Raw genomic sequence first — 14,128 nt, forward strand, 5'->3', positions numbered from 1 at the left:
GCGTTAGGGAAACGCCCGGTTTACATTCCGAACCCGGAAGCTAAGCCTTTCAGCGCCGATGGTACTGCAGGGGGGACCCTGTGGGAGAGTAGGACACCGCCGAACAATTTTTCAAAGGACCCCTGGTCCAGCGTTCAACGCTGGAGCAGGGGTCTTTTTTGTTTTCCAGAGCTTTACGGAGCTTTACTCAGCTTTACGCCGAAGCGCGGCCATGGGTTGGTTGCGCGAGAATGACTAGCGGTACCCCGAAGACAGGAGTCACACCCATGTCCAACTCTCCCGACGATCGTCCGGAGCGCGAGCCTCGGCGCAACGACGGCGGTGACAGGGGCGGCTACCGCGGGGGCCGTGACGACCGTGGCGGCGAGCGTCCGCCGTTCCGTCGCGATGACCGCCCCACCGGTGGCGGCGACCGTCCTGCCGGCGGTGGCTTCCGCCGTGACGACCGTGGCGGCCGTCCGGCCGGCGGTGGCGACCGTCCGTCGTACCCGCGTCGCGATGACCGTCCCTCCGGTGGCGGCGACCGCCCCTCCGGCGGTGGCTTCCGCCGCGATGACCGTGGCGGCCGTCCGGCCGGCGGTGGCGATCGCCCGTCGTACCCGCGTCGCGACGACCGTGGCGGCGACCGTCCCACTGGTGGTGGCTTCCGCGGCAACGACCGTGGTGACCGTCCCTCTGGTGGCGGTTTCCGCGGCAACGACCGTGGCGACCGTCCGTCGTACCCGCGTCGTGACGACCGCCCCTCCGGTGGCGACCGCCCGTCGTACCCCCGTCGTGATGACGACCGCGGTGGGTTCCGTGGCGGCCGTGACGACCGTGGCGGCGACCGTCCGTCGTACCCCCGTCGCGACGACCGTCCCTCCGGTGGCGACCGTCCGTCGTACCCCCGTCGTGACGACCGTCCCTCCGGTGGTGGCTTCCGCGGCAACGACCGTGGTGACCGTCCCTCCGGCGGTGGTTTCCGTGGGAACGACCGTGGCGACCGCCCGTCGTACCCGCGTCGTGACGACCGCCCCTCCGGTGGCGACCGTCCCTCCTACCCGCGTCGCGATGACGACCGCGGTGGCTTCCGCGGCAACGACCGTGGCGACCGCCCGTCCTTCCCGCGTCGTGACGACCGCCCCTCCTCTGGTGGGGACCGTCCCTCGTACCCGCGTCGTGATGACGACCGCGGTGGGTTCCGCGGCGGTCGCGATGACCGTGGCGGCGACCGTCCCTCGTACCCGCGTCGCGACGACCGTCCTTCCTCTGGTGGGGACCGTCTGTCGTATCCGCGTCGGGATGACCGTCCCTCCGGTGGTGGCTTCCGCGGCGGTCGTGACGACCGTGGCGGCGACCGTCCGTCGTACCCCCGTCGCGATGACCGGGGTGGCGACCGCGGTGGGTTCCGCGGGCGTGACGACCGCGGTGGCGACCGTGACTTCCGTGCGGACCGGGACCCGGTCAAGCGGCTTCCGATCGACGACGACGTCACCGGTTTCGAGATCGACTCCGACGTTCGCCAGGAGCTGCTGAGCCTGCCCAAGGGGCTGGCCGAGGAGGTCTCCAAGAACCTGGTCATGGTGGCCCGGCTGATCGACGAGGACCCGGAGCAGGCGTACGCGTACTCGCGCATCGCCCTGCGTCTGGCCTCCCGTGTCGCCGCCGTGCGCGAGGCCGCCGGCTTCGCCGCGTACGCCAACCAGAAGTACGCCGAGGCGATCGCGGAGTTCCGCGCCGCCAAGCGGATGACCGGTTCGGTCGAGCTGTGGCCCGTCATCGCCGACTGCGAGCGCGGCCTCGGCCGTCCGGAGCGGGCGCTGGCCATGGCCGGCGAGCCCGAGGTGCAGAAGCTGGACAAGGCCGGACAGGTCGAGATGCGTCTGGTCGCGGCCGGTGCCCGCCGGGACATGGACCAGCTCGACGCTGCCATCGTGACCCTGCAGAGCCCGGAGCTGGCCTCCAGCTCCGTGCAGCCGTGGACCGCGCGTCTGCGGTACGCCTACGCCGACGCCCTGCTGGCCGCCGGCCGTGAGGACGAGGCGCGCGAGTGGTTCGCCAAGACCCTCGAGGCCGACAAGGACGGGGCCACGGACGCCTCCGACCGTCTCGCCGAGCTGGACGGTGTCGAGTTCGTCGACGCCTCCGCCGACGACTCGGACGAGGATGAGGACGTCGAGGTCGAGGGCGATGTTGATGTCGACGACGACTTCGACGAGGAGGACGAGGACGAGGACGACGACCCGGAGGTCGTGGCGGCCGAGCGTGCCTCCGACCAGGCCGAGTACTACGACGAGGACGACGACGAGTACGAGGGCGACGTCGAGGGCGATGTCGATGTCGACGTCACCGACGAGATCGTCGTGCTCGACGAGGACGAGGACGAGGACGAGGACCGTCGTGACGCCGGAGTCCGCGACGACGGCTGAGTGAGCTGAGAAGGGCGGTACCCCCGATGGGGGTACCGCCCTTTTTTTGTTGGTACGAGGAGCCGTCAGTCCACGCTGCGCAGGACCAGGCCGGTGGCCGGCTTCGGGCCGAAGGAGGTGGACTTGCGGGGCATCGTCACGCCCTGGCGGGCCAGTTCCCGTACGACCGCCTCGCGTACGGGGTGCAGCAGGACGGCCGTGCCGCCGAGGCGCTCCGCCATCTCGACGGTGGCCTCGGTGTCGTGGATGTACGAGATCTGGTCGGGTGCGTCGGGAACGGCCCAGAGCGTGTCCAGCAGGGTCGCGTGGAGGACCGTGGCATCCAGGCGGCGCCAGGCCTCGGGGCGGTCTCCGCGGACCGTGGCCTCGATCAGGGCCGGCTCGGGGTCGGTGACCAGGTGGAAGGTGCCGTCGCCGGTGAGCAGGAAGGCGTTGCCGAGCTCCGCGGCCTCGGCCAGGGCCGACATGGCAGCCGGCAGCGGGCCGTCGACGGTGCGGACCTGGAAGCGGCCGTCGAGGGCGGCCAGGGCGTCGGAGGGGGGCAGGCGCCGGAGCAGCCGGTGGATCGCGCGGACCTGGAGCGGATAGCGGGCGGTGTCGACGAGGAGGACCAGGCCGAAATCCCACGGGGTGGGGGAGCCGTGCTCCTCCTGGAGGCGCAGGTACGTGGCCCAGCGGTGGTGGCCGTCGGCGATGAGGGCCTGGCGGTCGCCCAGGTCCGCGGTGATCGCCGCCAGGTCGGCGGGGTCCGTGATGGCCCACAGCCGGTGCTGGAAGCCGTCCTCCGTGGTGGTGGAGAACAGCGGGGTGGAGTGGGCGGTGCGCTCGACGACCGCTGCCGCGCCCGCCGCCGGATCGTCGCCCAGGTAGGTCAGGAGGAGGGGTTCGAGGTTCGCCGAGGTGGCGCGCATCAGGCCGGCGCGGTCGGTGACCACGTGGGGCATGACGTCCTCGTGGGGGAGGACGATCCCTTCCTCGGCCGCGGAGAGGGCGAGGGCCCCGATGACCCCGCGCTGGAGGAGGTCGCCCCGGCGCTGCTCGTAGACGTAGAGCGCGGGCAGCGGGTCGGCGCTGAGGATGCCCTCCGCGAGCCAGTCGCGCAGGGTGTGCGCCGCCTGCTGGTTGCGGGCGGCGGGGGTGTCGGCCTGAGGGAGGATCAGGCGGACGATGTTGTGGGGGTCGGCGGACTCCAGGTGGTTGAGTCCGTCGGGTCGCACGACCACGTCGTACGGCGGCGAGGTCACGGCGGCGAGACTGCCGACGCGCTCGGGGACATAGCGCAGGCCATGGAACGGGATCAGGCGCAGTCCGTGGTCCGCGGTGCCAGATGTGGTCATTGGAGAATCGTAAGACCCGTCTCGGCATGCGGGATGATCGGGGGAGTACGGAAACCGGACAAGATCGATCGCATGAGGAGCCGACACCATGACGCGGCAGAGCAGGACCCTTCCCGCAGGCAGTGAGCGGAGTCTGCACCAGGCCTACGACACGGCCCTGCTGGACCTCGACGGTGTGGTGTACGCGGGCGGTGAGGCCATCGCGCACGCCGTGGAATCGCTCGCCGCGGCGCGGGCCGAGGGGATGCACCTGGCGTACGTGACGAACAACGCGCTGCGCACCCCGGACGCGGTCGCCGAGCACCTGAGCGAGCTGGGCATCCCGACGGAGGCCGGCGAGGTGATCACCTCCGCGCAGGCGGTGGCCCGCCTCATCTCCGAGCAGGTGGCGCCCGGGTCGAAGGTGCTGGTGATCGGCGGTGAGGGGCTGCGGGTCGCGCTGCGCGAACGCGGGCTGGTGCCGGTGGACTCCGCCGAGGAGGAAGGGCTCGCCGCGGTGGTGCAGGGGTACGGAGGACCCGATCTGCCGTGGGGGCGGTTCGCGGAGGCCGCGTACGCGATCAACCGCGGGGTGCCGTGGTACGCCTCGAACACCGACCTGACGATTCCGAGCGCGCGGGGGATCGCGCCGGGCAACGGCGCCGGCGTGGAGGTCGTACGGATCGCCACGGGGGCGGAGCCGCAGGTGGCGGGCAAGCCGTTGCCCCCGATGCACCGCGAGACCGTGCTGCGGACCGGGGCGAAGCGGCCGCTGGTGATCGGCGACCGGCTGGACACCGACATCGAGGGCGCCTTCAACGGCGACGTGGACTCGCTGCTCGTGCTGACCGGGGTGGCCGACGCGGCGGAGCTGCTGCGGGCCGAGCCGAAGTACCGGCCGACGTACGTGGACCGGGACCTGCGCGGGCTGCTGACCGGGCAGCCGGAAGTGCTGCCGGCCGACGGGGGCGGGTTCCGCTGCGGGGACTGGACCGCGGTGGCGCTGGACGGCGTACTGGAGCTGCGCGGCGAGGACGGCGGCGAAGGCGCGAGCGGTGGGAGCGGTGCGATGGACGGGCTGCGGGCGCTGTGCGCGGCGGCCTGGACCCAGGCGGGGGACGGCTCCTGCGGGCTGGACGCGGGCAAGGCACTGGCCAGGCTGGGGCTGTAAGGGGCTGTAAGCCGCTGTGATCTGTACGGGCTGCCCGCGCCGGCGGAGCCGGGCTGCCGGTGGGGTGTTCTCGGGTCCTGGCAGGTCAGGGCCGGTGGGGGCCGGGTCCGAGGACCCGGCGGGAGGGCCGTTCGGGGGAGTCGGGCAGGGCGGAAGGTAGGTTAGCCTAACTTTCGTGTTGGTCGAGAGTCCCCCCGAACCGAGCGCGGCTCCGGCCGCCGCCACCCGCTCGCGTCACGGCGCGCGAGCCGCCGGACTGCTCGCAGCCTTCGGCGTGCTCGCGCTGATCGTGGTGGCGAGCATCGCCGTCGGCGCCAAGCAGATGCCCCTCCACGAGGTCTGGCACGGCCTGTTCCACTACTCGGGGACGAGCTCCGACGTCGTCGTGCGGGACCTGCGGGTCCCGCGCACCCTGCTCGGCGTGCTCGTCGGCCTCGGCCTCGGACTGTCCGGCGCCGTGATGCAGGCCCTGACCCGCAACCCGCTCGCAGAGCCGGGCATCCTCGGGGTCAACGCGGGAGCCGCGGCGGCCGTCGTATCGGCCATCAGCTTCTTCGGGGCGTCCTCGCTGAGCGAGTTCGTGTGGTGGGCCTTCCTCGGCGCCGCCGTCGTCTCCGTGGCCGTGTACGTGCTCGGCGGCAGCCGCAGTGCCACGCCCGTGCGCCTGGCCCTCGCCGGTACGGCGGCCACCGCGGCCCTCGTCGGGTACATCAACGCCGTGCAGCTGATGGACAGCAAGGCGCTGGACAAGCTCCGCTTCTGGACCGTGGGCTCGCTGGCCTCCGCGAACATGGACACCGTCCGGCAGGTGGCACCCTTCCTGCTGGTCGGCGCCGTCCTCGCGCTCAGCCTGGGCCGGCCGCTCAACGCCATGGCCATGGGCGACGACACCGCGCGGGCGCTCGGCGCGCACCTGACGCGGACCCGGGTCGGCGCGATGATCGCCATCACCCTGCTGTGCGGGGCCGCGACCGCCGCCTGCGGGCCGATCGTCTTCGTCGGCCTGATGATCCCGCACCTCGTGCGGTTCTTCACCGGCCCGGACATGCGCTGGGTGCTCGCGTACTCGGCGGTGCTCTCGCCCGTCCTGCTGCTCGGCGCCGACGTCATCGGGCGGGTCGTCACCCGGCCCGCCGAACTCCAGGTCGGCATCGTCACCGCCCTCATCGGCGGACCCGTCTTCATCTACCTCGTCCGGCGCAAGAGGATGGCCCAGCTGTGACAGTGACCGACGCACCCGTCAAGGCGCGCGGGGGCAGGACCGGGCCCCGGTCCGGGCCCCGGCCCGTGCGCCTGCCCGGCGGGATGTCCCTGCGGGTGGAGCGGCGCGCGCTCGGGGTGGGGGCACTGCTCCTGGTGCTCACGCTGGCGGTGGCCGTGCTGCTCATCGGCACCGGCGACTTCGACATAGCCCCCTGGGACGTCGTACAGACCCTGCTCGGCAACGGCACGCCCGCGCACGAGTTCATCGTCAACGACCTGCGGCTGCCGCGGGTCCTGGTCGGCGTCCTGGTGGGCGCCGCCCTCGGGACGGCCGGCGCCGTGTTCCAGTCCGTCTCGCGCAACCCGCTCGGCTCGCCGGACGTGCTCGGCTTCGGCTACGGATCGGCCGTCGGCGCGCTGCTGGTCATCGTGGTGTTCCACGGCGGCGCCGGCGCGGTGGCCGTCGGGGCACTCGTGGGCGGGCTGGTGGCCGGAATCGCCGTGTACCTGCTCGCGTACAAGCAGGGCGTCCACGGCTACCGGCTGGTCCTCGTCGGCATCGGCGCCTCCGCGATGCTCGTCGCCGTCATCCAGTACCTGCTGACGAAGGCACAGCTCGTCGAGGCCACCCGTGCGATGGTCTGGCTGACCGGCTCGCTGGCCGGCCGGGACTGGGCGCAGGTCTGGCCGCTGCTCGCGACCTGCGTGGTGCTGTTCCCGCTGGTCCTCGGCCAGAGCCGGGCCCTGCGGATGATCGAGATGGGCGACGACGCGGCGTACGCCGTCGGGGTGCGGGTGGAGCGGACACGGCTGCTGCTGATGGTGGCGGCGATCCTGCTCACCACCGCGGCCAGCGCCGCGGCCGGGCCGATCAGCTTCGTCGCGCTGGCCGCGCCGCAGCTCGCGCGCCGGCTGACCCGCTCGCCCGGGGCGAGCCTGCTGACCGGCGCGCTGATGGGCGCCCTCCTGCTGCTGGTCTCCGACTGGGCATCGCAGCGGGCCTTCGGCGCCGACCAGTTGCCCGTGGGGGTGGTGACCGGCCTGGTCGGCGGCTGCTACCTGCTCTGGCTGCTCGTCACCGAGCGCAAGGCGGGCCGCATATGAGCAACCAGAGGGACCGGAAGGGCATGAACGACCAGAGGAGCAGGCAAGTGCAGCGGCTGACCGCGGAGAACGTGACCCTCGGCTACGACCAGCGGGTCATCGCCGAGAACCTGTCGGTGGAGATTCCCGACAACTCCTTCACCGTGATCGTCGGCCCGAACGCCTGCGGCAAGTCCACCCTGCTGCGCGCCCTCTCGCGGATGCTGAAGCCGACGGTGGGGCGGGTGCTGCTGGACGGTCAGACCATCGGGTCGATGCCGGCGAAGAAGGTGGCCAAGACGCTGGGGCTGCTGCCGCAGTCCTCGATCGCCCCGGACGGGATCACGGTGGCGGACCTGGTCTCGCGGGGCCGCTATCCGCACCAGGGGCTGCTGCGGCAGTGGTCGGGCGAGGACGAGCGGATCGTGGAGGAGTCGATGGCCTCCACCGGGGTCGCCGAGCTCGCGGACCGGGCGGTGGACGAGCTGTCGGGCGGGCAGCGCCAACGGGTGTGGATCGCGATGGCGCTGGCGCAGCAGACGCCCCTGCTGCTGCTGGACGAGCCGACGACCTACCTGGACATCCAGCACCAGATCGAGGTGCTGAACCTCTGCGCGGAGCTCCACGAGGAGCAGGGTCGGACGCTGGTCGCGGTCCTGCACGATCTGAACCACGCGGCGCGCTACGCCACCCACCTGATCGCGATGCGGGACGGGAAGGTCGTCGCGGAGGGGCCCCCGGGCGAGGTGGTGACCGCGGAGCTGGTGGAGCGGGTGTTCGGGCTGCGGTGCCAAGTCATTGCGGACCCGGAGACGGGGACGCCGCTGGTGATTCCCGCGGCGCGGGTCGCTCGGGCGGTGGCTCGCGCCGAGTAGTGGCGGGTGCGGCGCCGTTGCCGGGGGCCAGCCCCCGGACCCCTGCTCCTCAAGCGCCGGAGGGGCTGGATGTGGCGGGGCTGGGTTGCCCCGTGCGGGTCAAGGCACGGGGCTCCGCCCCGGACCCCGCGCCTCAAACGCCGGCGAGGCTGGAATTAGAGCAGGCTCTTGAGTCTCAGCAGGTCGCGGAAGCCTGCTTCCAGGCGGATGCGGCCCGAGGCCCAGGCCTTGGGGAACTTCAGGTCGCCGGCGACCAGGGCGACCAGGTCGTCGCCGGTCATCGCGAGCCGGATCTCGGCCTTGGCGGGCGGCGGGCCGGGGGCCACCGCGTCCACGCGGATCCGGCCCCCGTCCAGGCGGCCCGTGAAGGTCCGGTCCAGGTCGGTGATGTGGCAGCTCAGCGAGCGGTCGAGCGCGGTCGCACCGCGCACGTCGCCTTCGGCCCGCGCCAGGTTGTCGGAGAGTTGGTCGAGTGCCGCACGGCACTCCTCGATCGTAGCCATCGTGATCCCGACCGTACCGCAGAGCCGTGCGTGGCCGCGGGCGCCCTACGCGGTAGCGTCGGGGGCATGAGCGAAGAAGTGTCCGCCGCGGCCCAGGGGCCGGACGAAGCCCCGGCAGCGCCCGCCGGGCCGGTCGCGCTGGGCGTCGTACGCACCCCCACCGGGCACGCCGGGGCGGACGCCGCGCTGGAGCGGCTGGCGGACGTGGACCACCTCCCGGCGGACGGACACGTCGAGGTGTACGAGGATGTGCACAGGGGGCTTCGCTCCGCGCTGACCGCGCTGGACGCGACCGAAGGCCCCCGTCGTGACGAAAACAGGAGCTGAACCGATCGTGGCAGGAGTGGCACGCCGCCGCCTGGACGCCGAACTGGTACGCCGCAGCATGGCCCGCTCGCGCGAGCACGCCGCGCAGCTGATCGCCGCCGGCCGGGTGACCGTGGGCGGCAACACGGCGACGAAGCCGGCGACCCAGGTCGAGACCAGCGCGGCCCTCGTCGTCCTCAAGGACGACAGCGACCCCGACTACGTCTCCCGGGGCGGCCACAAGCTGGCGGGGGCCCTCGCGGCCTTCCGGCCCCGGGGGCTGCTCGTGGAGGGCCGCCGGGCGCTGGACGCGGGCGCCTCGACCGGCGGGTTCACCGACGTGCTGCTGCGCGCCGGGGTGGACCACGTGATGGCCGTCGACGTCGGCTACGGGCAGCTCGCCTGGTCCCTGCAGAGCGACGACCGGGTCACCGTGAAGGACCGCACCAACGTGCGCGAGCTGACGGTGGAGCTGATCGACGGGGTGCCCGTGGACCTGGTCGTCGGTGATCTTTCCTTCATCTCCATCGGGCTGGTGCTGCCCGCACTCGTACGCTGCTGCGCGCCCGGCGCGGATCTGGTGCTGATGGTCAAGCCGCAGTTCGAGGTCGGCAAGGACCGGCTCGGCAGCGGTGGCGTGGTGCGCAGTACGGAGCTGCGCGCCGAGGCCGTGCGGGACGTCGCGGCGCAGGCGTGGAAGCTGGGCCTGGGCGTGCTCGGGGTGACCGCGAGCCCGCTCCCGGGCCCCTCGGGCAACGTCGAGTATTTTCTGTGGCTGCGGGCGGGGGCACCGGTACTCGACCCGGCGGATGTCGATCGTGCAGTGGCGGAGGGGCCGCAGTGAGTGATCTTTCGGGGGACCCGGCACAGCCGGGGGAGTCAGGGAAGTCGAAGGAGCCGGGGAAGCGGACCGTCTTCCTGCTCGCGCACACCGGGCGGCCTGCGGCCATCCGCAGCGCCGAGCTGGTGGTGCAGGGTCTGCTGCGCAGCGGGCTGGGCGTACGGGTGCTGCGGCACGAGGCGGTGGACCTGCCGCTGCCGCCCGAGGTGGAGCTGGTGGCCGAGTCCGAGTGCACCCCGGAGGTGCTCGACGGGTGCGAGCTGCTGATCGTGCTGGGCGGCGACGGGACGCTGCTGCGCGGCGCGGAGTTCGCACGCGGCTCGGGGGTGCCGATGCTCGGCGTCAACCTGGGCCGGGTGGGCTTCCTCGCGGAGGCGGAACGGGACGACCTGGACAAGGTCGTGGACCGGGTCGTGACGCGGGAGTACGAGGTCGAGGAGCGGATGACCCTCGACGTGATCGTGCGGACCAACGGGGACGTGGTGCACCGGGACTGGGCGCTGAACGAGGCGGCCGTCCAGAAGGTGTCCCCGGAGCGGATGCTGGAGGTGGTCCTGGAGATCGACGGGCGCCCGGTGTCCGGCTTCGGCTGCGACGGGATCGTCTGCGCGACGCCGACGGGCTCGACGGCGTACGCCTTCTCGGCGGGCGGGCCGGTGGTCTGGCCGGAGGTGGAGGCCCTGCTGATGGTGCCGATCAGCGCGCACGCGCTGTTCGCGAAGCCGCTGGTGACCTCGCCCGACTCGGTGCTGGCCGTGGAGGTGCAGACCGGGACCCCGCACGGGGTGCTGTGGTGCGACGGGCGGCGGACGGTGGAGCTGCCGGCCGGGGCCCGTGTGGAGGTCCGGCGGGGGGCGGTGCCGGTGCGGCTCGCCCGGCTGCACCACGCCTCGTTCACGGACCGGCTCGTCGCGAAGTTCGCGCTGCCGGTGTCGGGATGGCGCGGGGCCCCGCACTAGTTCGGTACCGGGCGGGTACGGGCGCCGTACCGGCCCCGTACCGGCCCCGTACCGGCCCGGTACGGGTTCTCCGCATCGCGCGTACGTAAATAGCATGATTGTTCGAGCAGGTTCGGGCGGGTGACGTCACATGGCACCCATGAAACCTCGGTATCGTCGTCCCGTGCTTGAGGAGATGCGGATACGGTCGCTCGGAGTCATCGACGACGCTGTGGTCGAGCTGTCACCCGGTTTCACCGCGGTGACCGGCGAGACCGGCGCGGGCAAGACCATGGTCGTCACCAGCCTCGGGCTGCTGCTCGGCGGGCGCGCCGACCCCGCCCTGGTGCGGATCGGCGCCAAGGCGGCGGTCGTCGAAGGGCGCATCGTCATGCGCCCGGACGCCCCCGCGGCGCTGCGCGCCGAGGAGGCCGGCGCCGAGCTCGACGACGGCGCGCTGCTGATCAGCCGGACCGTTTCCGCCGAGGGCCGCTCGCGCGCCCACGTCGGCGGCCGCTCCGTGCCCGTCGGACTGCTCGCCGAACTCGCCGACGACCTCGTCGCCGTCCACGGCCAGACCGACCAGCAGGGCCTGCTCCGGCCCGCCCGGCAGCGCCAGGCCCTCGACCGGTACGCGGGCGACGCCGTCGCCGTCCCGCTGGAGAAGTACGCCGCCGCCCACCGCAGACTGCGCGCCGTCGCCGGAGAGCTGGAGGAGATCACCACCCGGGCCCGGGAACGCGCCCAGGAGGCCGATCTGCTGCGCTTCGGGCTCGACGAGATCGCCGCCGTGGAACCGCTCTCGGGCGAGGACACCGAACTGGCGGCGGAGGCGGAGCGCCTCGGGCACGCCGAATCCCTGTCCTCGGCCGCCCAGGTCGCGCACGCGGCCCTCGCCGGCAACGTCGAGGACCCGGAGGGCGTCGACGCGGGCGCGCTCGTCGCGGGGGCACACCGCGCACTGGAATCCGTACGCACCCACGATCCGGCGCTCGGCGCGCTCGCCGAGAGGATCGGGGAACTGGGCATCCTGCTCGGGGACGTGGCCGGGGAACTCGCCGGGTACGCGGACGACCTGGACGCCGATCCGCTGCGGCTGGCGGCCGTGGAGGAGCGCCGGGCGGCGCTGACCCAGCTGATCCGCAAGTACGGATCCGCCGGGCACCCCGAGAACACAGTGGACTCCGTCCTGGAGTGGGCCGAACGGGGTTCCGTACGGCTGCTGGAGCTGGACGGCGACGACGAGCGGATCGACGAGCTGACCGCCGAGCGGGACGGGCTGCGCCTCGAACTCTCCGCACTGGCCCAGGCGTTGACCGACGCGCGGAACGAGGCGGCGACCCGCTTCGCGTCCGCCGTCACCGAGGAGCTGGCCTCCCTGGCGATGCCGCACGCACGGGTCACCATCGACGTCCGGCAGACCGAGGACCCCGAGGGGGTCGAGGTCGGCGGCCGGCTCGTCGCCTACGGGCCCTCGGGCGTCGACGAGGTCGAACTGCTGCTGGCCCCGCACCCCGGCGCCCAGCCGCGCCCGATCGCCAAGGGCGCCTCGGGCGGTGAGCTGTCCCGGGTGATGCTCGCCGTCGAGGTCGTCTTCGCAGGCTCCGACCCGGTGCCCACGTACCTCTTCGACGAGGTCGACGCGGGCGTCGGCGGCAAGGCGGCCGTGGAGGTCGGACGGCGGCTCGCGAAGCTGGCCAAGTCGGCGCAGGTGGTGGTCGTCACGCACCTGCCCCAGGTGGCGGCCTTCGCGGACCGGCAGCTGCTGGTCGAGAAGACCAACGACGGCTCCGTGACCCGCAGCGGTGTCACCGTTCTGGAGGGCGAGGCCCGGATCCGCGAGCTGTCGCGGATGCTGGCCGGCCACGAGGACTCGGCGTCGGCGCGGGCGCACGCGGAGGAGCTGCTCGCGGCGGCCCGGAGCCCGGAGTAGGGCTTCGCGTTGTCATCGGAGTCAGCGGGCTGACGCCCGGCTAGCCCGTGTGGGTGAGGATCGGGGGGTCCCGGCGGTAACTCACACGGGATCCGCACCCGTATGGTCCCGGAACGCGCGTGCGGACTGGCATTCTGGGCGACGTCCCTGCCTTCCTCCCTCCCTCACCCTGGAGCTTCGGCCCGTGAGCAGCTCCCCGGTCCCGGTCCCCGTCCTTCGCACCGTCCAGGTACTCGGCGGCGCGAGCGGTGGTGCGCACGTGCGGTCGCTGGCCACCGGGCTCGCCGCGCGCGGCGTACGGGTCACCGTGTGCGCGCCCGTCGAGGCCGAGGGGGAGTACGACTTCACCGGCGCCGGCGCGCGGTTCACCCCGGACGCGGTGAGCGCGCTGCGGGCCGCCTGCGTCGAGGCCGACGTGGTGCACGCGCACGGCGTACGGGCCGGCATGCGCGCGGCGCTCGCCCTGCGCGGGCGCCGGGTCCCGCTGGTCGTGAGCTGGCACGGCGGCGGCCCCGGCAGCGGCCGCCTGAGCCTGCTGCTCGAGAGGCACGTCGCGCGGGCCGCGGCGATCGTCCTCGGTGCCTCCTCGGCGCAGGTGGACCTGGCCCGGCTGCGGGGGGCGCGGGACGCGCGGCTGGCGGCGGTGGCGGTGCCTGCGGGGGCCTCCGGCCCTTCCGGTGCTCCGGATGATCCGGACCCGGGGAAGGTGCGGGCGGAACTCGGGGCGGTCGAGCGGCCGTTGCTGATCGCGGTCGGGAGTCTGGTGCCGCGGCGCGGGTACTCCGTACTGCTGGACGCGGCGCGGGAGTGGCGGACGCTGGACCCGGTGCCGCTGCTGGTGATCGCGGGCGAGGGCCCGATGCGGGGGGAGCTCGCGCGGCGCATCCAGGCGGAGCGGCTGCCCGTACGGCTGCTCGGGCGGCGGCGGGACGCGGCGCGGCTGCTGGCGGCGGCCGATGTCGCGGTGCTGCCGAGCCGGTGGGAGGCGCGGTCGCCGCTCGCGCAGGAGGCTCTGCGGATGGGCGTGCCGTTGGTGGCGACGGCGGTGGGTGGTGTGCCGGAGCTGGTGGGTGCGGCGGGCGTGCTGGTGCCCTACGGGGAGGCGGGGGCGCTGGCCGGTGCGGTGGCCGGGCTGCTGGCGGATCCCGTGCGGCGGGGGGCGCTGGCGGAGGCCGGGCGGGCCCAGGCCCTGACGTGGCCTTCGGAGGACGACACGGTGGCCCAAGTCCTGTCGGTGTACGACGAACTGACCTCGCGCCGACGGTAGCCCTCCGGGGCCGGTGGCCGGTGGCCGGTGGCCGGTCCGTCGTGCGGCGCCGCTGCCGGGCCCCGGGTCCCGGCGCCTTGAGCGCCGGCGGGGCTGGGTTGTGGCCGGCGTCTGTGTGGATGTGGTGGGGGCTGCGGGTGGGGGCCGGTGCCGGGGGCGGGGTGGGGTGTCGGCCTGGACTGCATGATTTAGGCGCCCTCTGCTCTGCTCCGACAAGGCGCGGCCTGTACCTGCGCCACAAATCACGCTTTACGTCCAGGCCGACACCCCACCCCGCCCCCGTC

General features: G+C 73.4%; 12 protein-coding genes, 1 rRNA gene and 1 pseudogene. 12 read left to right on the forward strand and 2 right to left on the reverse strand.

Annotation, left to right across the window (positions count from 1 at the left end):
- The 3 genes and pseudogenes from rrf to ACFWBW_RS40100 form a co-directional block, all read left to right on the forward strand.
- A 5S ribosomal RNA gene (rrf, locus tag ACFWBW_RS40090) occupies positions 1 to 105 on the forward strand; the annotation flags it as partial.
- 125 nt (positions 106 to 230) lie between these two features.
- Positions 231 to 1,244 (forward strand): annotated as a pseudogene (locus ACFWBW_RS40095) (hypothetical protein); the annotation flags it as partial.
- A 315-nt stretch (positions 1,245 to 1,559) separates the two neighbouring features.
- Positions 1,560 to 2,408, forward strand: a complete 849-nt coding sequence (locus tag ACFWBW_RS40100) for a hypothetical protein (protein ID WP_385384329.1) — start codon at positions 1,560 to 1,562, stop codon at positions 2,406 to 2,408.
- Between the two features lie 65 nt (positions 2,409 to 2,473).
- On the opposite strand, the gene ACFWBW_RS40105 is transcribed toward ACFWBW_RS40100, so the two are convergent.
- Positions 2,474 to 3,745 carry a DUF1015 family protein gene (locus ACFWBW_RS40105; RefSeq protein ID WP_385384305.1) on the reverse strand — a complete coding sequence of 424 codons (1,272 nt, stop codon included), beginning with the start codon at positions 3,743 to 3,745 and terminating at the stop codon, positions 2,474 to 2,476.
- An 88-nt stretch (positions 3,746 to 3,833) separates the two neighbouring features.
- Between ACFWBW_RS40105 and ACFWBW_RS40110 the strand changes: the two genes are divergently transcribed.
- From ACFWBW_RS40110 to ACFWBW_RS40125, 4 genes are all read left to right on the forward strand, one after another.
- Positions 3,834 to 4,895 carry an HAD-IIA family hydrolase gene (locus tag ACFWBW_RS40110; protein ID WP_385384308.1) on the forward strand — a complete coding sequence of 354 codons (1,062 nt, stop codon included), beginning with the start codon at positions 3,834 to 3,836 and terminating at the stop codon, positions 4,893 to 4,895.
- Between the two features lie 178 nt (positions 4,896 to 5,073).
- Positions 5,074 to 6,117 (forward strand): FecCD family ABC transporter permease, encoded by a 1,044-nt coding sequence (locus ACFWBW_RS40115; RefSeq protein ID WP_385384332.1) that lies wholly within the window; start codon positions 5,074 to 5,076, stop codon positions 6,115 to 6,117.
- Positions 6,118 to 6,200: 83 nt separating this feature from the next.
- A complete protein-coding gene (locus ACFWBW_RS40120; protein ID WP_385384335.1) occupies positions 6,201 to 7,202 on the forward strand; it encodes a FecCD family ABC transporter permease in 1,002 nt (333 codons plus the stop codon).
- Positions 7,199 to 8,056: an ABC transporter ATP-binding protein gene (locus tag ACFWBW_RS40125; protein ID WP_385384311.1), complete on the forward strand. Its 858-nt coding sequence runs from the start codon at positions 7,199 to 7,201 to the stop codon at positions 8,054 to 8,056. The genes ACFWBW_RS40120 and ACFWBW_RS40125 overlap by 4 nt, the downstream gene beginning before the upstream one ends.
- Positions 8,057 to 8,211: 155 nt before the next feature.
- Here ACFWBW_RS40125 and ACFWBW_RS40130 read toward each other — a convergent pair whose 3' ends face one another.
- On the reverse strand, positions 8,212 to 8,559 hold the full coding sequence (locus ACFWBW_RS40130; protein WP_385384314.1) for a sterol-binding protein: 348 nt from the start codon (positions 8,557 to 8,559) through the stop codon (positions 8,212 to 8,214).
- A 66-nt stretch (positions 8,560 to 8,625) separates the two neighbouring features.
- Here ACFWBW_RS40130 and ACFWBW_RS40135 point away from each other — a divergent pair, with 66 nt between their 5' ends.
- The 5 genes from ACFWBW_RS40135 (at position 8,626) to ACFWBW_RS40155 (ending at position 13,844) form a co-directional block, all read left to right on the forward strand.
- Positions 8,626 to 8,886, forward strand: coding sequence for a hypothetical protein (locus ACFWBW_RS40135; protein ID WP_385384317.1), 261 nt, complete (start codon positions 8,626 to 8,628; stop codon positions 8,884 to 8,886).
- Between the two features lie 7 nt (positions 8,887 to 8,893).
- Positions 8,894 to 9,709 carry a TlyA family RNA methyltransferase gene (locus tag ACFWBW_RS40140; protein ID WP_385384320.1) on the forward strand — a complete coding sequence of 272 codons (816 nt, stop codon included), beginning with the start codon at positions 8,894 to 8,896 and terminating at the stop codon, positions 9,707 to 9,709.
- Positions 9,706 to 10,665, forward strand: a complete 960-nt coding sequence (locus tag ACFWBW_RS40145) for an NAD kinase (protein ID WP_385384323.1) — start codon at positions 9,706 to 9,708, stop codon at positions 10,663 to 10,665. Before ACFWBW_RS40140 ends, ACFWBW_RS40145 begins: the two co-directional genes overlap by 4 nt.
- Before the next feature lie 175 nt (positions 10,666 to 10,840).
- Positions 10,841 to 12,577: a DNA repair protein RecN gene (recN, locus tag ACFWBW_RS40150; RefSeq protein ID WP_385384338.1), complete on the forward strand. Its 1,737-nt coding sequence runs from the start codon at positions 10,841 to 10,843 to the stop codon at positions 12,575 to 12,577.
- 184 nt (positions 12,578 to 12,761) lie between these two features.
- On the forward strand, positions 12,762 to 13,844 hold the full coding sequence (locus ACFWBW_RS40155; RefSeq protein WP_385384326.1) for a glycosyltransferase family 4 protein: 1,083 nt from the start codon (positions 12,762 to 12,764) through the stop codon (positions 13,842 to 13,844).
- The last annotated feature ends 284 nt before the right edge of the window (positions 13,845 to 14,128 follow it).

The organism is Streptomyces sp. NPDC059957, assembly GCF_042730015.1.
Classification (GTDB): domain Bacteria; phylum Actinomycetota; class Actinomycetes; order Streptomycetales; family Streptomycetaceae; genus Streptomyces.